The sequence below is a fragment of the Campylobacter sp. S4:11 genome (assembly GCF_024723695.1).
Taxonomy (GTDB): Bacteria; Campylobacterota; Campylobacteria; order Campylobacterales; family Campylobacteraceae; genus Campylobacter_D; species Campylobacter_D jejuni_C.
The window spans coordinates 1-20,115 of record NZ_JANQDC010000003.1; the positions used below are offsets into that span (position 1 = coordinate 1).

24 protein-coding genes and 2 tRNA genes are annotated in these 20,115 nt (G+C 28.7%); 14 read left to right on the forward strand and 12 right to left on the reverse strand.

The genetic code is table 11. The annotated features are described in order from the left end of the window. Nucleotides 1-953: hypothetical protein (locus CAMP5053_RS01185; RefSeq protein ID WP_337217125.1), on the forward strand; the 953-nt coding region annotated here is incomplete at its 5' end. Between the two features lie 3 nt (nucleotides 954-956). Then, on the forward strand, nucleotides 957-1,229 hold the full coding sequence (locus CAMP5053_RS01190) for a hypothetical protein (protein WP_337217126.1): 273 nt from the start codon (nucleotides 957-959) through the stop codon (nucleotides 1,227-1,229). An 8-nt stretch (nucleotides 1,230-1,237) separates the two neighbouring features. Here the strand turns inward: CAMP5053_RS01190 and CAMP5053_RS01195 are convergent. Further along, a tRNA-Met gene (locus CAMP5053_RS01195) sits at nucleotides 1,238-1,314 on the reverse strand. Between the two features lie 126 nt (nucleotides 1,315-1,440). Here CAMP5053_RS01195 and CAMP5053_RS01200 point away from each other — a divergent pair. Further along, a complete protein-coding gene (locus CAMP5053_RS01200) occupies nucleotides 1,441-2,091 on the forward strand; it encodes a putative metalloprotease CJM1_0395 family protein (protein WP_337217127.1) in 651 nt (216 codons plus the stop codon). Here CAMP5053_RS01200 and CAMP5053_RS01205 read toward each other — a convergent pair. Further along, nucleotides 2,092-2,179: transfer RNA gene (locus tag CAMP5053_RS01205), tRNA-Ser, on the reverse strand. Between the two features lie 52 nt (nucleotides 2,180-2,231). On the opposite strand from CAMP5053_RS01205, the gene CAMP5053_RS01210 reads away from it, so the two are divergent. The 4 genes from CAMP5053_RS01210 to CAMP5053_RS01225 are packed head-to-tail and all read left to right on the forward strand — an operon-like array spanning nucleotide 2,232 to nucleotide 5,756. Next, nucleotides 2,232-3,578 (forward strand): hypothetical protein, encoded by a 1,347-nt coding sequence (locus CAMP5053_RS01210; RefSeq protein WP_337217128.1) that lies wholly within the window; start codon nucleotides 2,232-2,234, stop codon nucleotides 3,576-3,578. A gap of 9 nt (nucleotides 3,579-3,587) precedes the next feature. After that, nucleotides 3,588-4,208 (forward strand): penicillin-binding protein activator LpoB, encoded by a 621-nt coding sequence (gene lpoB / locus CAMP5053_RS01215; protein WP_087700844.1) that lies wholly within the window; start codon nucleotides 3,588-3,590, stop codon nucleotides 4,206-4,208. Then, a complete protein-coding gene (locus tag CAMP5053_RS01220) occupies nucleotides 4,202-5,077 on the forward strand; it encodes a hypothetical protein (RefSeq protein WP_337217129.1) in 876 nt (291 codons plus the stop codon). The genes lpoB and CAMP5053_RS01220 overlap by 7 nt, the downstream gene beginning before the upstream one ends. Nucleotide 5,078: 1 nt before the next feature. Continuing rightward, nucleotides 5,079-5,756 (forward strand): class I SAM-dependent methyltransferase, encoded by a 678-nt coding sequence (locus tag CAMP5053_RS01225; RefSeq protein WP_337217130.1) that lies wholly within the window; start codon nucleotides 5,079-5,081, stop codon nucleotides 5,754-5,756. Here the strand turns inward: CAMP5053_RS01225 and CAMP5053_RS01230 are convergent. Together CAMP5053_RS01230 and mutY are read right to left on the reverse strand one after the other, a co-directional pair. Beyond that, nucleotides 5,746-6,597, reverse strand: a complete 852-nt coding sequence (locus CAMP5053_RS01230; protein WP_214125554.1) for a radical SAM/SPASM domain-containing protein — start codon at nucleotides 6,595-6,597, stop codon at nucleotides 5,746-5,748. The two genes, CAMP5053_RS01225 and CAMP5053_RS01230, sit on opposite strands and share 11 nt — an antisense overlap. Further along, nucleotides 6,587-7,630 (reverse strand): A/G-specific adenine glycosylase, encoded by a 1,044-nt coding sequence (mutY, locus tag CAMP5053_RS01235; protein ID WP_337217166.1) that lies wholly within the window; start codon nucleotides 7,628-7,630, stop codon nucleotides 6,587-6,589. Before mutY ends, CAMP5053_RS01230 begins: the two co-directional genes overlap by 11 nt. Before the next feature lie 74 nt (nucleotides 7,631-7,704). On the opposite strand from mutY, the gene CAMP5053_RS01240 reads away from it, so the two are divergent. From CAMP5053_RS01240 to CAMP5053_RS01265, 6 genes are all read left to right on the forward strand, one after another. After that, complete coding sequence (locus CAMP5053_RS01240) at nucleotides 7,705-8,457, forward strand: SIMPL domain-containing protein (RefSeq protein WP_214100105.1); 753 nt, start codon at nucleotides 7,705-7,707, stop codon at nucleotides 8,455-8,457. A 62-nt stretch (nucleotides 8,458-8,519) separates the two neighbouring features. Then, nucleotides 8,520-8,945 (forward strand): DUF1104 domain-containing protein, encoded by a 426-nt coding sequence (locus CAMP5053_RS01245; RefSeq protein ID WP_214135759.1) that lies wholly within the window; start codon nucleotides 8,520-8,522, stop codon nucleotides 8,943-8,945. A 1-nt stretch (nucleotide 8,946) separates the two neighbouring features. Then, complete coding sequence (locus tag CAMP5053_RS01250; RefSeq protein WP_087700837.1) at nucleotides 8,947-9,633, forward strand: response regulator transcription factor; 687 nt, start codon at nucleotides 8,947-8,949, stop codon at nucleotides 9,631-9,633. Beyond that, nucleotides 9,623-10,930, forward strand: coding sequence for a sensor histidine kinase (locus CAMP5053_RS01255; RefSeq protein WP_087700836.1), 1,308 nt, complete (start codon nucleotides 9,623-9,625; stop codon nucleotides 10,928-10,930). Before CAMP5053_RS01250 ends, CAMP5053_RS01255 begins: the two co-directional genes overlap by 11 nt. A gap of 8 nt (nucleotides 10,931-10,938) precedes the next feature. Then, the gene (gene ung / locus CAMP5053_RS01260; RefSeq protein WP_442863250.1) at nucleotides 10,939-11,628 is read left to right on the forward strand and encodes a uracil-DNA glycosylase; all 690 of its coding nucleotides are present in this window, start codon (nucleotides 10,939-10,941) and stop codon (nucleotides 11,626-11,628) included. A gap of 49 nt (nucleotides 11,629-11,677) precedes the next feature. After that, entirely contained in the window at nucleotides 11,678-11,932 is a 255-nt protein-coding gene (locus tag CAMP5053_RS01265; RefSeq protein WP_087700834.1) for a TFIIB-type zinc ribbon-containing protein, read from the forward strand. A 20-nt stretch (nucleotides 11,933-11,952) separates the two neighbouring features. On the opposite strand, the gene CAMP5053_RS01270 is transcribed toward CAMP5053_RS01265, so the two are convergent. Next, complete coding sequence (locus CAMP5053_RS01270) at nucleotides 11,953-12,789, reverse strand: ATP-binding protein (protein WP_087700833.1); 837 nt, start codon at nucleotides 12,787-12,789, stop codon at nucleotides 11,953-11,955. A gap of 65 nt (nucleotides 12,790-12,854) precedes the next feature. Continuing rightward, nucleotides 12,855-13,730 carry a helix-turn-helix domain-containing protein gene (locus CAMP5053_RS01275; RefSeq protein ID WP_087700832.1) on the reverse strand — a complete coding sequence of 292 codons (876 nt, stop codon included), beginning with the start codon at nucleotides 13,728-13,730 and terminating at the stop codon, nucleotides 12,855-12,857. Nucleotides 13,731-13,833: 103 nt separating this feature from the next. On the opposite strand from CAMP5053_RS01275, the gene CAMP5053_RS01280 reads away from it, so the two are divergent. Beyond that, nucleotides 13,834-14,373: a superoxide dismutase family protein gene (locus CAMP5053_RS01280; protein WP_087700831.1), complete on the forward strand. Its 540-nt coding sequence runs from the start codon at nucleotides 13,834-13,836 to the stop codon at nucleotides 14,371-14,373. A 33-nt stretch (nucleotides 14,374-14,406) separates the two neighbouring features. Here the strand turns inward: CAMP5053_RS01280 and CAMP5053_RS01285 are convergent, their stop codons facing one another. The 6 genes from CAMP5053_RS01285 to tkt are packed head-to-tail and all read right to left on the reverse strand — an operon-like array spanning nucleotide 14,407 to nucleotide 20,115. Beyond that, entirely contained in the window at nucleotides 14,407-14,928 is a 522-nt protein-coding gene (locus CAMP5053_RS01285; protein ID WP_087700830.1) for a flagellar FLiS export co-chaperone, read from the reverse strand. A gap of 42 nt (nucleotides 14,929-14,970) precedes the next feature. Next, entirely contained in the window at nucleotides 14,971-15,561 is a 591-nt protein-coding gene (locus tag CAMP5053_RS01290; protein ID WP_087700829.1) for an ABC-type transport auxiliary lipoprotein family protein, read from the reverse strand. 1 nt (nucleotide 15,562) lies between these two features. After that, nucleotides 15,563-16,390, reverse strand: a complete 828-nt coding sequence (locus CAMP5053_RS01295; RefSeq protein WP_087700828.1) for an MlaD family protein — start codon at nucleotides 16,388-16,390, stop codon at nucleotides 15,563-15,565. Continuing rightward, nucleotides 16,390-17,112 (reverse strand): ABC transporter ATP-binding protein, encoded by a 723-nt coding sequence (locus tag CAMP5053_RS01300; protein WP_087700827.1) that lies wholly within the window; start codon nucleotides 17,110-17,112, stop codon nucleotides 16,390-16,392. Before CAMP5053_RS01300 ends, CAMP5053_RS01295 begins: the two co-directional genes overlap by 1 nt. Then, nucleotides 17,109-18,209 (reverse strand): MlaE family lipid ABC transporter permease subunit, encoded by a 1,101-nt coding sequence (locus tag CAMP5053_RS01305; RefSeq protein WP_431520845.1) that lies wholly within the window; start codon nucleotides 18,207-18,209, stop codon nucleotides 17,109-17,111. The genes CAMP5053_RS01300 and CAMP5053_RS01305 overlap by 4 nt, the downstream gene beginning before the upstream one ends. 1 nt (nucleotide 18,210) lies before the next feature. Beyond that, the gene (tkt, locus tag CAMP5053_RS01310) at nucleotides 18,211-20,115 is read right to left on the reverse strand and encodes a transketolase (RefSeq protein ID WP_337217132.1); all 1,905 of its coding nucleotides are present in this window, start codon (nucleotides 20,113-20,115) and stop codon (nucleotides 18,211-18,213) included.

A 20,115-nucleotide genomic window follows, 5' to 3' on the forward strand; every position in this document is an offset into this window, starting at 1 on the left:
ATGTTAAAGATATTGTTATCAAATTTAAGTATATGAAGTCAATTATATCTAAATCAGACTATACAACAGATAAAGTCAATCTTTATGAATATAATTTAAAAATACAATCTAATCGAACTTGGTTTTATAATAAAACCAATGAACAATCTGAAATAAAAATTACAGGAGGACGTTTAAATTCTGAAGTCACTTGGGTTATACAAGGAGATGGGGTAATAATAAATAAAGATAGCAAATTCGATTCTCACGGTGAAGCCAAAGTAACTATTGCTTCTAAAGCTCCATTTGAAAATGAAATAACAATAAATGCTTTGACATTAGGAAAAAAAATGGAACAAAAAATTTCCTATAAATGGGAAATATTTTTCTTGCCAGAAATTACGTTTCCTTATGGTTTATCATATCAATATGAAGTTGATTATGTAAAACATTTTCCAGTGACAATAACTCATTTAAAGCCAGGATTTATTAAAGTTATACTACCAAATGGAGTTAAAAGTGAAAAAGATCTTAGCAGATTATACACCAATGGAGAAACAATCATAAATCTATACGTTGATGACCCACATCTTAGATATTTTCAAATAGAACTTGAATGCGAATATAGAGAAAGTACAAGTGAATTAAAAAAATTTAAATCTGATTTCGTTAAAGTGCTGTTCCCAAAAGTTGATTTAGAAAAAAAACAGTGGAGAGTAGGATACAATCCTATGCATATTTTTACACAATTTACTTTAGAATTTAAAGATAAAGACATAAAAGATCCTCCAGATTGCAAGATAACTTCGTATAAATTAAAAAATTATATATCTAGGGTATCAAGTGGAGGTATAGGATTTAGAACAATTACTTTTGCTAATGATGACTCTATGGGACACCAAGATGAAGGTACAATTAACTTTTCTTGTTTTGATGGGGAACAAAATTTTGAATATACTGTGCAAGGGATATAAAATTTGCCATTTTATAATTTTATGCAATTTCTATCTCTGTTAGCTCAGCTTTCAGAGGTAGAAATTAAAACTCTTATGGAATATAAAGATTTATTGTTAAAAGTATTGTCATCTTTAAACGAATCAAAAACATTTGATGTAAAAGAATGTACACGACTTATTAATACTCTCGAAGAAACTTTTTTAGATAAACTCCAAATAGAAGAAAGCAAAAAGAAAGAAATTTGCAAAAATATCATAAAAATACTAAAAAACCATTGGAAAATGTTTTTTTGAAAGCCAGATGGTGTCAAGGGGGAGACTTGAACTCCCGACCTCCGGCTTATGAGACCAGCGCTCTAGCCAGCTGAGCTACCCTGACATAAAAAGAAGTTAAAATTATACTTTATTTTGCTTAACATTTTATAAAATACTTATTTTGTAAATTTTATATATTTTTTAACTTTTTTGTGCTACAAATACAAAACTATATCAAAAAAGGATTTTAATGCAAATTAACTCAGGTTATAGCAATGCCTTTTATACACAAAATCCTTATCAAAACGAAGATAAAAAACAAACCAAAGAAAACATTTCAGAAAAAGAAAATCCACAACAGACAAAAGAAAATAATAACGATCAAGAAAAAGATGAAAAAACTCAAAAAGTCAATGGTAAAGACTTAAGTAATGAAGAAGTAAAACAAGTACGAGAACTTGAAAAAATCGACAGAGAAGTAAGAGCTCATGAAGCAGCCCATCAAGCAGCAGGTGGAGCCTTAGCAGGTGCTGCAAGTTTTGGCTATACAAGAGGCCCTGATAATAAAATGTATGCAGTTGAAGGAGAAGTGCCTATAAGAATGCAAAAAGGCAATACTCCTGAAGAAACTATAGCAAATGCTATGCAAGTAATTGCCGCGGCTATGGCACCAGCTGATCCTAGTCCGCAAGATTATAAAGTAGCAGCTAATGCTATGCAAATGCAAAATGATGCGCGCACCGAACAAGCTAAAATAAAAGCAGAAGAGCTAAAAGCACAAAATGAAAAAAGTGAAAATGAGAATGAGGAAAAAACAAATTCAAATTCCAAAGCTATAAAATCATACACACAAAATGCATCACAAGATTATATAGGAAGTCAGTATAACAAAAGCGCATAGTGGCAGAGAGGAAGGGATTCGAACCCTCGGTGAGTTGCCCCACACACGCGTTCCAGGCGTGCTCCTTCGACCGCTCGGACACCTCTCTAAAAACGAAAATTATAACTTATTTTTTTAAATTTACACTAAAAAGGGAATTTATGAAGCTTTTTTACTCTTGTTTTTATCTTTTTATTTTACTTTTTTTAAGTGCTTGTTCAAATCATGCTAATATTAATTTATCTTATGAAAAAGCCTTTATAAACAAACAATGCGATGAAAACATCCTAGTTTTAAAAAATGCAGATAAAGACACCATATATACTGGGTTAAATTTAGCTTCCTTAGCAAGAGTTTGTAAAGATTATGAAAAAAGTAATGCATTTTTTGATAAAGCAGAAGAAGCTTATAAATATGATGTAGATTTACAAAATGGGCTTCAAAAAGCCACTAGAAATTTTAGTGAAATTTTACTTAATGACACCATCAATGACTATCAAGGTTATTTTTATGAAAGGATTATGCTAAATACCTACAAAGGCTTAAATTATATGAGCTTAGGAGATTTTAAAAATGCAAGAGTAGAGTTTAACCGAGCTTTATACAGACAAGATAGAATGAAAGAATATTTTTATGATTACATACAAAAAGCTCAAGAAGAATACCAAAAAGAACTTCAAAAAGATAAAAAAAACTATGCGAGTTTTCAGCAAAATTTAAACCCCATCTATAAACAATACGACAATCTTCTTAGCACATTTAACGCAAATAAAAATTATACTAATATCTATGCTAGCTATCTTAGTGCTTTATTTTTCTTTTTTGATAAAGATTACATTAAAGCTTATGATCTTTTAAAAGAAGTAGCTTTAAGCGATGTAAAAAACAAACAACTTCAAAAACAATTTCAAGTATTTGAAAAATTCACTCATTTAAAAACAACCTTCCCTCAACAAAAATATATTTTTATCATTTATGAAGATGGTTTTAGTGCTACAAAAGAAGAATTTAATCTTACTTTACCATTTATTTTTAATGATAATCTTGCAAATATTAGCGTAGCTTTTGCTTATTTAAAATCAAGAAATGCTTCTTATAAATTCTTGCAAAGCCAAGATGAAAAAACACAAAATTTAATTTATTTTGATGATATTATAGCAAGTGAATTTAAAACTCTTTTACCTTCTATGGTAATGAAAACCTTAGCCTCAAGTGCTCTTAAAACTTCAATTAATTTAGCCATAGCTAATAATGATTCTAGTGGTTTTTTATCATTTATTAGCACTGTTAGCACTGCTTTAATCAATAAAGCAGATCTTAGAATGTGGCAAGCTTTACCAAAAAGTGCTAGTATTTTAATGCTAAAAAATGAAGGCATAGTTAAAATTTATGATGATAAAGAAAAAATAATATTTGAAGATAAATTAGAAAAAGATAAAAATTATATTGTGCTTATAAGATCTTTTGTACCAAATTCAAATATTATTTATAAAATTAAAGAACAATAAGGAGATAAAATGAAAAAAAGTTTATTTTTTATGATTTTTACGCTTTTAGTTTTCAGCGCTTGCTCTTCACAGCCAAAATATACCGATGGTAAAGCTTCTCAAAAAGTTCAAGGCGATGCACTTACTTTGGGACTTGATAGAGAAGATTTTGAAAAAACTGCTGAAGATATGATACAAAGTTTACTTAGCGATCCTGCTTTTGCAAATTTAAACAGCTCTAATAGAAAAGTTATTGCTATAGGAAAAATTATCAATGACACCCCACAAAGAATAGATACAGATAAACTCACTTCAAAAATTACCATAGCATTAAGAAAATCTGGCAAATTTATATTAACAACCGCTGTAGCTGCAGGTGGAGCAAAAGATAGTTTATCTCATGATGTAAGAGATTTAAGAGACAATGAAGAATTTAATCAAAACTCCATAGCTAAAAAAGGCACACTTTTAGCCCCAAATTTCTCACTTTCTGGTAAAATCAGACAAGATACTGTGAAACTTTATAATGGCAAAATTCAAACCGAGTATTTTTTCCATTTAATTCTTACGGATTTAACTAGTGGTTTAGCATTTTGGGAAGATGAAAAAACTATTAATAAAACAGGTAAAAGCAAGAGTGTAACATGGTAAAAAAAATACTAATACTTTTTTTAACCCTTATTTGTTTTTCTCAAGCACAAAATATCTTAAATAAAGAAAGCACGGGAGAGGGTTATGGAGCCACTAGAAGCGAAGCAGTAAAAAATGCCATTAATGAAGCTTTAGGAAAAATGAACGGATTAAAACAGGTAAAATTAAAAAAATTTGAATTCAATTTCAATGGCAATTTTGACATAGGCTATGATGAGGAAATTGAGCTAATAAGTAATGGTATTTTTAACAGTTATGATATAAAAACATTAACACAAATTAGTGCTAACGAATTTTATGCAAAAGTTATGATTTACAAAAAGCTTTACACTGAAAAAAATCTTGAAGATAAAAGCTCCTTGTTAATTATCAATACTGTAAAAAACGAATTATCAGTAGAATTTGAACAAGAATTTTTAGGAATTTTACTACAAAGCAAAAAATTTAAAATTATAGATAGAGCACATTTGGATATCTATAAAAAAGAAAAAGATATTTTACTTAATAATGGCAACGATGATGAATTAATTAAATTATACAATATCCTAGGTGCAGATTTTTTGTTAAGATTAACTCCAAAAATAGATCAAATTCAAAGCGAATCTGATACAAAAATATATAAGATTATGATTAATTATCGTTTAATAGAGTTTGCAACAATGCAAATTAAAGCATCTAATACCTTAGAATTTAAAATGACTTCTACAAGCAAATCAAGTAAACAAAAAGCTCTTAGAGGTATAGCCACAAAAATCGCAGATGATATATTTAAGCACTCTAAAAATAATAACGATGAAGAAGAAATAGAGCAAGGTTTGGACGCAAACTATCAAATCAACAATGAAGGTGGAGTTAATTTAGGTTTTTAAAATGCAAAAGGCTTGGGATATTAATGCAAAATTTTGGGATGCACAAATGGGAGATGATTCTAATGAATTTCATAAAAAAGTTGTGCGTCCTAAAGTCGAAGAATTACTAAACATACAAGATGATGATTATATTTTAGATATTGCTTGTGGAAATGGAAATTTTTCCGCTTATATGTGTAAAAAATATAACATAAATATTTACGCTTTTGATTATAGCGATCAAATGATAAAATTAGCAAAACAAAAATGGAAAAATTTTCTACATAAAATTCATTTTCAAACTATAGATGCTAGCGATGAATTGACTTTGCAAAATTTAGCTAAAAAACACACCTTTAGCAAAGCTGTTTCAAATATGGCTATCATGGATATGGAAAATATTCAGCCCTTATTCAAAAGTCTTTATTCCCTACTAAAAGAAAATGGAATTTTTGTTTTTGCTACTCAACATCCTTGTTTTGTAACATTGACTAAACAATATCTTAGCTCGCATAATTATCTCGGATTTGCATTTGAAAAACAACCTGTAAAACATCACTACTACCACCGTTCTTTGGAAGAAATTTTCAACACTTGTTTTAAAAATGGTTTTATCATAGATGGATTTTTTGAAGAACCTTTTTTAGATAAAGAATTCCCTGAAGTTATAATTGTCCGAGTAAGGAAAATCAGTTTTTAAATTGCAAAAACTCACACCTTTTACAAAGCTCAGCTTTTAAAATTCCTCGCTTAAAGCCTTCTTTTAATTCTATATATAAAGACGAATTTAAAAGCTCACTAAAATCTTTTTCAAAACAATTTCCAAGTTTTATATCCCCTTTAGTATCCAAACAACAAGGCACTAAAGTTCCATCACTTAAAATAGCAATTTGCCCATTTAAAGCATGACAAAACCCATTCTCTCTAACAACCTCATCTTTTAAAGAAGGCCATTTAAAAAGTCTAGCTTGGTGTAAGATAATATGCCTTTCTAAGCGATTTTTAGCTTTTTGCTTTTGAATTTTTATTTTAAAAATTTGCTCTAAAAAATCATAAATTTTTTCATTTTCTAAAGGTGGGTTGAAATTTTTGTCCAAATTCCATAGCCTTAAGTTGATAAAAGAATTATTTTTATTTTCTAAGTGTAAAAAAATAAGCTTCAAAATAGGCTCAAAGTATTCTTTTAAACTCATTCTACTTTGAGATAAAAAAGCACCCAAAGAGATATTAATTTGGTGTATATTTTTAAAACTTAAAACAAGATTGATTTTTTCTTCATCAAAATAAAACCCACTTGTAGTAAGCTCTATTTGCATATTAAATTTTAAAGCTATTTTTAAATACTCTTTTAAATTTAAAACCCTTAAAGGATCTCCAAGCACATGAAAAGCAAAAAGCTTGGCATGATTATGCACGCTTTTGCAAATTTTTTCAAAATTTTCAAGGCTCATTTGTTTTCTTTGGGCTTTTTGGCTAGGACAAAAATCACATTTTAGCCCACAAATATCACTTAATTCTATATAAATTTTCTCAAAATGCATAATCACTCTTTTTAAAAAGCTCAAATGCTTTTAAAGCAAGTTTTGAAAGCGTGATATACTCTAATTCTTTATAAGCAAAAGCTTTAGCTTGCAAGTCTTCAAAATCATCATCTTTTAAAAAATACACCTTAGCGTTGATTTTGTATTTGGTATAAGAATGCTTAAATTCTCCTATAAATTTTGCTTTTTTTTGGTTTTTGTATTCTAAAAAATTATATAAATTAAAATACAATTTTTCTTGGCTCTTAATGAGTAAAAACTGCTCGTTTTTTTGCACTATAAGTATTTTTAAAATAGTATTTTTGTATTGAATTTTTTTAGATACATGAAATTTTTCATATTCATTTTTTCCACTACAAAAGTCTTTTAAAGGACAAATTTCACATTTTGCATTTTTAGGCAAGCAAACCAAAGCTCCTATATCTAACAAAGCTTGATTATGATCAAATGCATTATCATAGTTTAAAAATTCTTTCGCCTTTTGTGTTAAAAGTTTAGAATTTGGATTTTGCAAACTATAAAATCTACTCAAAACTCTTTTTATATTTGCATCCACAAAAGACTTAGCTTGCAAAAAACCAAAGCAAGCTATAGCGCCAGCTGTATATTCTCCAATACCAGGAAGCTTCTGAAGTTCATTAATATCAGATGGTAATTTTACATTAAACTCTTGCGTGCAAATTTTTGCGCATTTGTGTATATTTCTAGCTCTAGTATAATACCCAAGTCCTTGCCAAGCTTTTAAAACCTCATCTTCACTTACCATAGAAAGCGCTTTTAAAGAAGGAAATTTAGCTAAAAACTGAAAATAATAATTTTGTAAAACACTTTTTACCTGAGTTTGTTGCAACATAATCTCACTGACATAAACCGCATAAGCAATATCAATGTTTTTTAATTTTTCTAAATCATCTGCTTTAGCGTATTTTTTATACTCATCATGCAAAATACGCCAAGGAAGACTTTTCCTACCGTTTTCGTTGTACCATTTCAAAATATTTTCATGAATTTTTTGCATTAAAACTTTCTTTATTTTTAAAAAATTATACAATCTATTCTTAAAGGCTTTATGATAAAATAAAAAAATATTTTTAAAAAGGAGTAAAAATGAAAAGTTTTTTAAAAGGTTTGGGTTTAGGATTACTTTGTCTGGTATTGTTTGTACTAGGAGTGGTTTTTAACACTGAATTTTTAGGCTTAAAAAATCACAATAAACAAAATATAGAATTTTCAAGAAATATAGAAGTATCTAATGAAATTATGCCAAATATCTTTAATGCTACTTTAAATTTTAGTGCGAGCGAAGAACTTAGTAAAAAAACCATTGTTTCTAGCGATGAAAAAAATTATATTGCTAAAACATTTAAAGAAATCTCAGATCGTATTGCAAAAGAAAACTACTGTAAAGGCGGAAGCTATACTTTAGAGCCAAATTATAATTATTATCAAGGGGTAAAAACGTTAAATGGATATAGATTGTATTCTAATTTCACTTGCCAAATTCCACAAAATAAAAGTAAAGACTATGAAAATCTTATAAAAGATATAGAAAGCATTAGCGCTACCAACGTTTTCATCTCTTTTAATACTAAAGCCTTACAAGCTGGTTTTGATGAGGCTATTTTAGAAGCAAACAAAGAAGATTTATATGATCTTGCATTTAAAAAAGCTTTTGAAAAGGCTCAATATTATTCTAAAACTTTAGCAAAAACTTGCGTGATAAAAAACATTCATTTTGATAGTTGCAATATCAAACACAACGCTCCAAGCTTAGCAGCTAGTGCAGATAGTGTTGTATTGCCTATCGTTAAAAATGAAAAACAAAACCTAAAAGCAAATGTGCTTTTTGTTTGTCAATAAATTTCATTTTGGCTTTATTTTGAACTTTTATAATTTCTCATCATTAATTTAAAGGAGAAAAAATGAAAAAAATTATAAGTTTATTTATCGTAGGTTCTTTAGTGGCTTCATTTGCACTAGGAGCTGATTTTTCTAAAAAAAGCAATGATGAGATTTTAAATCTTGCAAAAAGCGTAAAAGCACAAGATCAAGCTGATTTAGTTATTGAGATGAAAAAAAGAATGAATGAGATGAAATACAAAGACGCAAGAGATTTTCATCAACAATTTAAAAACAATTTACGTGAAAATATCTCTAAACTCTCTCCACAAGAAAGAAATCAAAGAAGGGTTGTAGTACGAGAAAATATGCAAAAATTAACTGATAATATGAGTGGTAAAGAAATAAGAGAATTAAATTTGTATCATTATGGTAAAAATCCACACAAAGCACATCCAATGGATCATCAAAACCATAGAGTAAACCATGCAAACTGTCCAATGAGATAAAATGGCTACAAAAATTTTACTTCTCGAAGATGATTTAAGTTTAAGCGAAATTATATGCGATGCCTTAAGCGATGAGGGTTTTAAAGTCTCTTGTGTATATGATGCACAAGAGGCACTAGAAAAAGCTTATGAAGAAAATTTTGATCTTTGGATTTTTGATGTTAAAGTTCCAAAAGGAAACGGCTTTGAAGTCTTAAAAGAACTAAGAGAAAGTGCTAAAAACACCCCTGCTATATTTTTAACTTCTTTATCTATGCTTGATGATGTAAAACAAGGTTTTTTATCAGGTTGTGATGATTATATTAAAAAACCTTTTGACATAGACGAATTAATTATCCGTGTAAAAAATATAATCAAACGAAATTTTAATCATCAAAAAGAAGATTTAATTTTAATAAGCCCCTCAAAGCATATTTATTTCGACACCATTAACAAAACTCTTTATCAAAATAAACAAATCATCACTCTCACTAACAAAGAAAAGGAGCTTTTAGCTTTACTTTTAAAAAAACGTCCGCATTTTGTAAGCTTAGAAACCATATTTGAAGAAATTTGGAGCTTAGATGAAGAGCCTGTAATTATGAGTCTTAGAGTTTATGTTAAAAACTTAAGGAAAATTCTTGGTAAAGATTTGATTATTAATCAAAGAAATATAGGATATGCCATCAGGTTAGAAGATGAAAAGTGAAAATTTCAATAACACTATTTTTAAAATTTTAACTCTTTATATTATCACAAGTGGAGTTTTTCTTGCATTATTTTTTATCACTTTTTACCAAAAAGAAGCAAGTTATATACGTTTAAATCAACTTACACATATGTATACTCATCATAATTATATATTACAAAACATCATAGAGTCAAAACATAACCAAATTCCACTAGAAAAAATCAACTTTACAGAAATATCCAACAAGCTTAACACATCTTTCGCCATCATTGCAGATAAAAAAATAATTTTTAGCAATCTATCCTTTGAAGCTTTAGGTATTTTAAATCAATTAGAAAAAAATGACTTTATTTATAATAAAAACAAAAAACTATTTATAGAATTTCTAAGAATTAGAAATCTTGATACTTATATAGATAGAAGCTACATAAAAAAACCTAGACACTACTTTAAATTTTTAAAATATAGAAATATTCATATTATTATGGAAACTGATGATCTTGGTTTTAAAAAAGAACAATATCGTCAAGATAATTACAATAATATTAATATTAATGATTTTTCAAATGAGCTTTGGAAATTGAAATTAAAAACTATTTTTTATACTCTTATATGTATTTTAATACTTGCCATCATTGCCTATATATTAATTTCACTTGTTTTTAAAAATATTGAGGAGCAATTTAAAGCATTAAATGATTTTATTAAAGATACTACGCACGAAATTAATACGCCTTTAAGTGTGATTTTAGCTAGTATTAAAAAATTTGATGATAATAGCTTAACTCCAAATAATGCAAAAAAATTAAATCATATTAAACTAGCAAGTAAAAATTTAAATCATATCTATCAAAATCTCATAGCATTAAATTTTTTCATACAAAAAGAAAATACCAAGGAAGATATAAATTTGAAAGAACTTTTAGAGCAAAGATTAGAATATTTTGACACTTTAATCTCACAAAAAAATCTCACCATTGAAAAAGAGCTTTTAGAGCAAAATTTCTATGCAAATAAAGAAGAAATACAAATTTTAATCGACAATCTTTTAAGCAATGCTATAAAATATACTAATACCCATAAGAAAATTTATATTTATTTAAAAGAAAAAACACTTAGTATTAAAGATGAAGGTCAAGGTATGAGTCAAAATGAAATGGCTCAAATTTTTACACGCTATAAGCGCTTTAATCAAGATCAAGGTGGATTTGGTATAGGCTTGAATTTAGTTAAACAAATAGCTGATAAAAACAATATCAACATTAAAGTTTTAAGCAAAGAGAATGAAGGAAGTGAGTTTATACTTTCTTGGTAAGGATAAAAATGAATATTTGTTTGGAAAAAATAAAAATGGAACAAACTTGGAAAGAATTTTTAAAAGATGAGTTTTTAAAACCTTATTTTTTAGAGATAAAAACTCATTATATTAATGCCATAAACGAAGGAAAAACCATATATCCACCAGCAAATTTAATCTTTAATGCTTTTAACCTAGCTCCTTTACAAGATTTAAAAATCATACTTTTAGGACAAGACCCTTATCACAACCCAAATCAAGCTATGGGTTTAAGCTTTAGCGTGCCAATGGGAGTTAGAATTCCTCCATCTTTGCTCAATATCTACAAAGAATTGCAAAACGACTTAAACATCCCTATAGCAAAACATGGCGATCTTAGCAAATGGGCCAAACAGGGAATTTTACTTTTAAACTCTATCTTAAGTGTAGAAGCAAACAAACCTGCTTCACACGCACATTTTGGTTGGCAAAAATTTACCGATGCGGTTATATCAAAACTTAACAATGAAAAAGAGGGTTTGGTGTTTTTACTTTGGGGGAATTATGCTAAAAACAAAAAAGTTTTAATCAACCCTCAAAAACATTTTATCCTAGAAGCAGCACATCCTTCGCCCTTAGCAAGAAATGCTTTTTTAGGTTGCAAACATTTTTCAAAAAGTAATGAAATTTTATTAAAACTTGGTAAAAGTCCTATTGATTGGGATTTAAACTCATAATTTACTTTTAATCTATATACTTTAATAAAATTTTTTATAAAGGATAAATATGAATTGCCCAGTTTGTGTAAATACAGCTTTATTGATGAGCGAAAGAAATGGGGTTGAGATTGATTATTGTCCAAAATGTCGTGGTGTTTGGCTTGATCGTGGTGAACTTGATAAAATCATAGAAAGAAGTTCTTCTCAAAGTACACAACCATCTCATCAACAAAATTATAACCAACAAGCAAACTATCATCACAATAATAGCTATAAATACAAGAAAAAAGAAAGTTGGCTTGGAGAATTATTTGACTTTTAAGCCAAAAGGCTTAAAAGTTTTTATAATTTTACTTTAATCAAGGCATTCTCTGCCATTTTTGGCACCCATAAATACTCACCATCAAAAAACATATCCGCAGGACCTTTTATAGGATTTAACTCTAATTTCATCTCTTTATTATCTTTTAAAGTATAAATATATCCCTGTAAATCTTTGCCCCAACTAGATACTAAAAGATTTTTATCTTTATCATATACAATACCATCAAACTGTTCTATTTTGTTGCTTAATTCTTGAATTTTCTTTGTATTTAAATCAACGCTGATAATTTTTCCACCTGCTTTATCGCTTGGATCATAACCTGCTATAAATAAAGTATTTTTATCTATCAGCAATCCATTTGGACCACCATATTTTGAATCTAAATGGATAAAGTTTTCGTATTTTTTATCTTTTAAAAATACCTTATGAATATATCCTGTTCCTGTATCACTCACTAGCAATGTATCATTATCTAAAACTGCTATATCGTTTAAAAATATTGCATTTTTTATAGGGAGTTTAAAAATTTCTTTTTTACTTTTTACATCAAAACCATATAAAACATCAATATCTACAACATACAAAGTATCACCTATTTTAGACATACCCTTTGGAGCATTAAGATTTTTGATAAATTCTAATTCTATAACTTTTCCATCTTTATCTAATTTTGAGATAAAACCATCATTATCTTTCCTTAGTGGAGCTAACTCTTTTCCTACATTGGACACATAAACTACACTTTCATCTACATACACACTTTCAGGATGTGCAAAACCTTTAAATTCTTGAACCTCTAAAGCATTTGCACTACAAAATGCAAATAAAGCTAAAGCTAAAATACTTTTTTTCATATTGTTACCTTTCTTAATTTTTATTCACAAATTTTAATATAATTTAAAAATAAAATCTATCATTTTTAAGATAAAAAATATAAGTTTTTTGATTTTTGTTCTTGTTTTGGAGTAATACCATATCTTTTTTTATATCTTGCTATAAACCAAGCAGGAGAATTAAACCCAAGTTCGTGACAAATTTGAGTAATATTCTTAGTAGAAAACTCTAATAGAAATTTGGCTTTTTCAAAGCGTTTATTATCAAGCCATTCCTTAGGACTTATACCAAAACTTTGTTTAAAATTGCGACTAAAACTTGCTATATCCATTTTACTAAATTTAGCCATAGAAGCTACATTTTCAAAATCATTTTGACAATATGCAAACATCTTATAAAGATCTAATTTAAAACCGTTTAAGATAGTCTTTAAAAAAGCTAGAAATTCTGCATTATCCTCACTATATAGCAAAGATAAAAACAATTCTTCAAATTTCAATCTAAGCAAATATTCATTATTTTTAGAAGTGCTTATACAAGGCAAAAACGACTGAAAAATACTCTTAGTTACAGAATCTGTTTTTAGGCTAAACAAACTTTTAGCACACTTTAAAGAGTTTAGCTTATAAATTAAATCTTGATATTTAAAAACAAGTTCTATTAAAACACTCTCTTTAAAACTCAAAATAATAGACTCATATGTATTTGCCTCATTTAGATAATCTCTAATAGAAAAGGAATTTTTTGTAAAAAAAATAATTTCATCTTTATTTACTTTAAAATGATTATCAATAGTATAAATACCTTTAGAACCTTCTAATATAAAAACCAAAGCATAGTCTTCAAATACGATTTCTATATTTCTATTACTTGAATTTTTTTGATAATAACATAACGACAGTAATGAATTTTTTAAAATATTTTGACTAACTTTTTTAAAGTCTCTTGGAAAAACTAACATTTTGACCTTTTTATAAGTTTTTTGATTATTATATTTTATAAAAAATAATTTTTTATTAATATTATATGTTACAATAAAATAATTTTTAACAAAAGGAGAGAAAATGAAAAAAATTATACTAGGCTCTTTACTGGCATCAAGTTTCTTAATTGGGGCAAATTTAGAAAATTTTGATCCAAAAGCACAAAAAGATCATTTAGTTATCAAAATGGAAATTCTTGATAAAAATGCCAACAAAAACGCAGGTGAAGTAGTAGCGGTACAAACTTCTTATGGAGTAGCATTTTACCCAAATCTTCAAGGTTTAGAAAGTGGAATTCATGGTTTTCATGTTCATGCGAATGCTGATTGTGGAGCAACTGATAAAGGTTTAGGTATGAAAGCAGGTGGCCACTGGGATCCTGAAAAAACTGATGCACACTCAAGTCCATGGGATGATAAAGGACATAAAGGAGATTTACCGCCACTTTATGTAGAAAAAGATGGGAAAGCAACTAATCCTGTATTAGCACCAAAAATCAAAACTCTTGATGAGCTTAAAAACCATGCTCTAATGATACATTTTGGAGGAGACAATCACAGTGATCACCCAGCTGCACTTGGCGGTGGTGGTGCTAGAATGGCTTGTGGGGTTATTAAATAAATACACATACTAAAGGCTTTTTAGCCTTTAGTATCATTTAAAAAGCTTAGTAAAATCAAAATCATTTATAAGATCATGGCTTGATCCACCAAAACTTTGACTAGGACTATAAGTAGCAATAGCTACTGCAAGCTCACTAAGCATAGAAGCTATTTCTTCTCTTTTATCAACTATATAAGCTTTCATACCTTCATAATCACTTGTTTCTAAAATTTTTAAAGGATTGTAAATTTCAAAAGCAAAAGCCTTTGAACCAACATTTACATTATAATTATTATCAAATAAAGCATTGCCTAAAAATGAGCAACTATCTACTATTTTCAAACTTTCACTTGCGATTAAAACTTTATCTTGCACATCTTCATAATTTTTGTCTTCTAAAAGTTTTGAAATTTTTTTCAATGAAGAATCTAAAATTTGCAAAGCACCGACAAAATCATTTGCATCGGTAATATCTTGACTAAATTTTTGTGTTTGGTGTTTTAAATTCGCACCATCTATACTTGAACCTACTTGTCCTAAATGTTTTTGCAAGATTTCTAATTCATCTCTCATAATACACCTTCCTTGTTATTGCTATAACAAGAAAAGCATTTTTTATTCCAAATTTTGATTTATCCAAATCCTAAAATCTTTAGCAAAAAGCAAAAAAACCTCATCATAGTTTTGGATTAAAATTTGAGGATTATTATCATTTAATTCTTTTTCGTAGTAAAAATACTTACTCGCTATAAGTTTTTTGGTGTTTATTTGCACTAAATTTAAATTAATACCTAATTTTATTTTAGAATGCACTTCATCACTAAAATCTTGCTCTAATATATCTACTTTGCTCTCTAAAACATAATCAGCACTGGCTAGACTATCTTGATTTAAAACTGCTTTAAATACCCCCAAATCTTGCAAATGAAATTCCAAAAAAGATTTTATCATTAAAGCAGGATTTTCTTTCCAAAAATGATAAGCATAGGTATTAATAGCATAATCTTTTTTATAAAAAATTTCATTAGTATAAGCTAAGCCTTTAGGTAAGGAAACTATGATAGTTGCATTTTTTTTATTTTGACTTTGCTCTAGCTTTTCTAAATTAATACTAAAATATTTATTTGCAGGTAAAGTTTGACTTGGACTAATCAAAGAACAAGCACTAAAAAAAATAGTTATTAAACTAATATATAAAAATTTCATTTTATTCTCCTGGAGCATATTGAGTTGCTTTATCTTTATAAATTACATTTGAAGGATTTTGCTTTAGACTATTTAATAATTGCGTAAAATCCAAAAATAAAACTCTTAAAATATCTAAATTTTCATTTAAAAGCATTCTGCTTTTATTAAGCTCATTAAGTTGGCTATTAGCATTGTTTAAAAAATTTGAAAATTCATCTGCACTTTTGCCAAGTTTAGAGCTTGTTTTATTTAAATTTGCTAAAAATGCTGGCGCATTAGCATTTAAATGTGCAGATAACTCTGATGAATTTTGTAAAATTTGCTCGATATTTTTTAAATTTTTATCGCTTAAAAGATTTTCTAGCTTAAGTTTTGAGACATTAATAAGCTCTAAGAGATTATTTGCTTGCTTATCTATACTTGTCAAAAAACTTTCTTTTGATGTTATAATAGGATAAGTATCATCATCTGCTTTTAAGACGCTAGCTTCTTCACTTCCGCCTGCAAGTTGAATAAATTTAAACCCTGTTATACCTTGAATTTGTAAGCTTGCATAAGTATCTGTTTTAACAACTAAACTAGAATCAAGCTTAACTAAAATTTTTACTCTTAGTTGCTTGCTCGAGCTATCTATACTAATATTTTCAACACTACCAACATCAACCCCTAAAAATTTAACTGGAGCTTTAACACTAAGCCCTGCAACTGATTCTTCCATATAAATTTCATAATATTTGAATGATTTTTCATCTTTTAAATTTCCATACCACACCATAAAAAACAAGCTGATAAAAAATAACACACAAACAAAAATTCCGATCAAAATATAATTTGCTTTATTTTCCATTATTGCATAAACCTCTCATAAAGTCTTGGATTTTGCTCTTGTAAAGCTTCAACATTTCCCAAAAAACCAACTTTTTTATTCTCTATAATCAAAAAGCGATTTAATACATTTTTCATACTTTCCTTATCATGAGTAATCAAAACCACACATAGTTTAAAACTTTGCTTTAAGTTCAAAAGCAATTCATCAAATTCTCTTGAACTATAAGGATCAAGCCCTGAAGTTGGCTCATCTAAAAAAAGCAATTTAGAATCAAGTGCTAAAGCTCTAGCTATGGCCACTCTTTTTTTCATACCCCCACTTAACTCACTTGGATAAAGCTTAGCCACACTCTCATCAAGCCCTACCATCTTAAGCTTCATCATGGCTATTTCTTTGATATCATTTTTATTAAGCTTTGTGTATTCAACTAAAGGTATACTAATATTTTCAAGTATATTAAAAAAGCTAAATAATGCTCCATATTGAAAAACAACACCCCATTGTTTTTGCAAAAATAAAGCATCTTCATCACTTATATTTTTTAATTTCTTACCCAAAATTTCATACTCACCCTTATCAAAATGCTCAAGCATTAACATTTGTCTTAAAAGTACAGATTTACCACTACCACTACCGCCTAAAATGCCAAAAATTTCATTATCATGCACTTCAAAGCTAATATCTTCATGTACACATTTGCTTCCAAAATAAGTGCTAATATTTTTAGCTTTTATAATCAAAATCCAGCCTTTGTTAAAAATACAGAAAAAATTGCATCAAAAGCTATCACCCAAAAAATAGCATTTACCACACTTTTTGTCGTATAAACACCTATGCTTTCGGTAGTTTTTTGCACAAAAAATCCTCTAAAACAAGCAATAGAAGCAATCAAAAATCCAAAAATAGGTGCTTTTATAAGCCCTATGATGATATGTTTTAACTCCACTGCTTCTTTAAAACGACTCATAAACTCACTCGCACTAATTTCTAAACTAAACCAAGCAACTACAATTCCACCTATAATGCTTAAAATATCAGCTACTATTACTACTAAAGGCATAGCAAGTGCTAAGGCTAAAACCCTAGGTAAAATGATAAACTCACTTTCTTTAAAACCCATAGTTTTCATCGCATCTATTTCATCAGTAAGCTTCATTACTCCAATTTGGGCTGTATAAGAACTTGCACTCCTACCAGCTATAACTATAGCACTAATTAATGGCGCAAGTTCTCTAGTGGCAGAAATTCCCATTAAATCAACAATATAAATATTAGCTCCAAATTGTGCAAGTTGATACGCAGCTTGATAAGCAAGCACTACACCCACAAGTAATGAAGTTAGCATAATAATAGGCAAAGCATTAATAGCACTATTTTCTACATGATATAAAAATGCCTTAAAGCGAAGTTTTTTAGGATTTAAAAGTGTTTTAAAACAAGTATAAATAATAAGCCCAATGAAATTTAAAAACTGCACCAAAAGCGCAAAAGATTCAACAACCTTTTTTCCTAAATTTTCAAAAAAATCTTTGATTGTTTTTTTATCTTCATGAGAATTATAAAAGCTTTTATAGTGTTTTTGACAAAGTTCAAAAAGCTTAGCATGCTCACTTTTAAGATTTACTCTACTAAGCTCAAAACCTTTTTGCTTAAGTTCATTTTCTAAAGCTAGAAAATACCTAATCCCAGCAGTATCTATAAAATCTAAATTTGCATAATCAAAAATAATATTTTTTTGAGTAGGAAAATCTAATTTTTCTAATTTTCCTACACTAGTTTTATCCCATATACCAAAAACACTAAAAACACATTCTTGGTTTTTAATGTCTTTGATGATTTTATTTTTCATTACATAAACTTAAAATATATGAGCTTAATTTCTCCTCACTAAACCCAAAATGCTCAAATACATCTTTATCTTTACCACTCTCACCAAAACTTTCTATACCATAAAGCTCATCACAAATTCTATAAAGCTCGTTTGAATTTGCAGCTTCAACACCTATAATCTTACCTTGTAAAATTCTTTCTTTATAAGACTTTTCTTGAGCAATAAATAACTCATAACAAGGCATAGAAACTACATTAGCAACCACACCTTTTTCTTTTAAAATCTTAGCTGTTTTTACACACAATGATACTTCACTACCACTTGCTAAAAGTGTAAATTGTGCATTTGCGTTTTCTTCTAATAAATAAGCCCCATTTTCCACATCTCCAAAAACAGGCTCGCTTAAAGCACTTAATTTTTGACGCGATAAAACAAAAACACTTGGCATATTAGTTTTAAGTGCAATCTGCCATGCTTTTACATTTTCGACCCCATCAGCTACTCTAAATGTTAATGAATTTGGCATAGCTCTAAAAGTGCTAAGTTGCTCTATAGGTTGGTGTGTTGGGCCATCTTCACCAACCCCTATACTATCATGAGTAAAAATGAAAAAATGTTTAGCCCTCATCAAAGCTGCTATTCTTGCAGCAGGTTTTAAATACTCGCTAAATATAAAAAAGGTAGCACAATAAGGCAAAAACAAACCATATCTAGCAAAAGCATTTGATATAGCAGCCATTGCATGCTCTCTTATACCATAGTGGATATTTTTTCCATTTGGAAAATCGCCCATATCTTTAAGTTCAGTTTTATTTGATGGACCTAAATCTGCACTACCACCTAAAAATCCCGGTAAAGCTTTAGCGATAGCATTTAAAATCATACCATTACTATCTCTAGTAGCTAAATCTTTTCCTTTAAAATCAGGAAATTGTATTTTTGAAAAATCAGGCTCTAAAAGCTCTTTTAATAAAGCTTGTTTTTCTGTATTTAAATTTTGCACTTTTTGATTCCACTTAGCTTGTGCTAAATCCCCAAGTTCTATTGCGGTGCTAAAGCGAATTTTAACTTCTTCTGGGATTTCAAAAGTTTTTTGTGGATCAAAACCTAAAGCTTCTTTTGCCTTTTTTATAAGCTCTTCACCTAAAGGCGCTCCGTGAGAATGATGACTTCCCTCAAGCTCTAAAGCTCCTTTAGCTATGGTAGTATGAGCGATGATCAAGCAAGGCTTTTTACTTTCTTTAGCAGTTTTTAGTGCTAAATCAATTTGCTCAAAATCATGCCCATCTATCTCGAGTACTTCAAAATTTTGCGCTCTAAAACGCTCTTTTACATTTTCATTAAAAGCAATAGCCACATCACCTTCGATTGAAATATTATTGCTATCATAAATGATGATTAAATTATCAAGTTTATGAAGTCCTGCTAAAGAACAAGCTTCATAAGAAATTCCTTCTTGTAAATCCCCATCACCACATAAACAATATACTTTGTGATTGATAATATCTTCACCCAAAAGCAAACTTGCCTTTTTAGCTGCCATAGCAAAACCAACCGCATTTGCAATGCCTTGTCCTAAAGGTCCTGTAGCGATTTCAACACCTGGGGTAAAAATTTCAGGATGACCTGGAGTTTTAGAGTGTAATTGACGGAAATTTTTTAAGTCCTCTAAACTTACATCATAACCACTCAAATGTAAAAAGCTATAAAGCAAAGCACTAGCGTGACCGCCTGAAAAAACTAATCTATCGCGATTTAACCATGTAGGATCTTTTGGATTATGCACTAAATGAGTACTTAAAACACTTATAATATCTGCTAGACCCATAGGTGCACCTGGATGGCCTGAATTTGCTTTTTGTACCATATCTGCACATAAAAATCTTATAGTGTTGGCTTGTTTTTGTAACAT

Excerpts from the sequence above, each read along its gene's own strand:
- CAMP5053_RS01200 (WP_337217127.1), top strand. The coding sequence starts at position 1,441 with ATGCAAATTAACTCAGGTTATAGCAATGCCTTTTATACACAAAATCCT.
- CAMP5053_RS01210 (WP_337217128.1), top strand. The coding sequence starts at position 2,232 with ATGAAGCTTTTTTACTCTTGTTTTTATCTTTTTATTTTACTTTTTTTA.
- lpoB (WP_087700844.1), top strand. The coding sequence starts at position 3,588 with ATGAAAAAAAGTTTATTTTTTATGATTTTTACGCTTTTAGTTTTCAGC.
- CAMP5053_RS01220 (WP_337217129.1), top strand. The coding sequence starts at position 4,202 with ATGGTAAAAAAAATACTAATACTTTTTTTAACCCTTATTTGTTTTTCT.
- CAMP5053_RS01225 (WP_337217130.1), top strand. The coding sequence starts at position 5,079 with ATGCAAAAGGCTTGGGATATTAATGCAAAATTTTGGGATGCACAAATG.
- CAMP5053_RS01230 (WP_214125554.1), bottom strand. The coding sequence starts at position 6,597 with ATGCATTTTGAGAAAATTTATATAGAATTAAGTGATATTTGTGGGCTA.
- CAMP5053_RS01240 (WP_214100105.1), top strand. The coding sequence starts at position 7,705 with ATGAAAAGTTTTTTAAAAGGTTTGGGTTTAGGATTACTTTGTCTGGTA.
- CAMP5053_RS01245 (WP_214135759.1), top strand. The coding sequence starts at position 8,520 with ATGAAAAAAATTATAAGTTTATTTATCGTAGGTTCTTTAGTGGCTTCA.
- CAMP5053_RS01250 (WP_087700837.1), top strand. The coding sequence starts at position 8,947 with ATGGCTACAAAAATTTTACTTCTCGAAGATGATTTAAGTTTAAGCGAA.
- CAMP5053_RS01255 (WP_087700836.1), top strand. The coding sequence starts at position 9,623 with ATGAAAAGTGAAAATTTCAATAACACTATTTTTAAAATTTTAACTCTT.
- ung (WP_442863250.1), top strand. The coding sequence starts at position 10,939 with ATGAATATTTGTTTGGAAAAAATAAAAATGGAACAAACTTGGAAAGAA.
- CAMP5053_RS01265 (WP_087700834.1), top strand. The coding sequence starts at position 11,678 with ATGAATTGCCCAGTTTGTGTAAATACAGCTTTATTGATGAGCGAAAGA.
- CAMP5053_RS01270 (WP_087700833.1), bottom strand. The coding sequence starts at position 12,789 with ATGAAAAAAAGTATTTTAGCTTTAGCTTTATTTGCATTTTGTAGTGCA.
- CAMP5053_RS01275 (WP_087700832.1), bottom strand. The coding sequence starts at position 13,730 with ATGTTAGTTTTTCCAAGAGACTTTAAAAAAGTTAGTCAAAATATTTTA.
- CAMP5053_RS01280 (WP_087700831.1), top strand. The coding sequence starts at position 13,834 with ATGAAAAAAATTATACTAGGCTCTTTACTGGCATCAAGTTTCTTAATT.
- CAMP5053_RS01285 (WP_087700830.1), bottom strand. The coding sequence starts at position 14,928 with ATGAGAGATGAATTAGAAATCTTGCAAAAACATTTAGGACAAGTAGGT.
- CAMP5053_RS01290 (WP_087700829.1), bottom strand. The coding sequence starts at position 15,561 with ATGAAATTTTTATATATTAGTTTAATAACTATTTTTTTTAGTGCTTGT.
- CAMP5053_RS01295 (WP_087700828.1), bottom strand. The coding sequence starts at position 16,390 with ATGGAAAATAAAGCAAATTATATTTTGATCGGAATTTTTGTTTGTGTG.
- tkt (WP_337217132.1), bottom strand. The coding sequence starts at position 20,115 with ATGTTACAAAAACAAGCCAACACTATAAGATTTTTATGTGCAGATATG.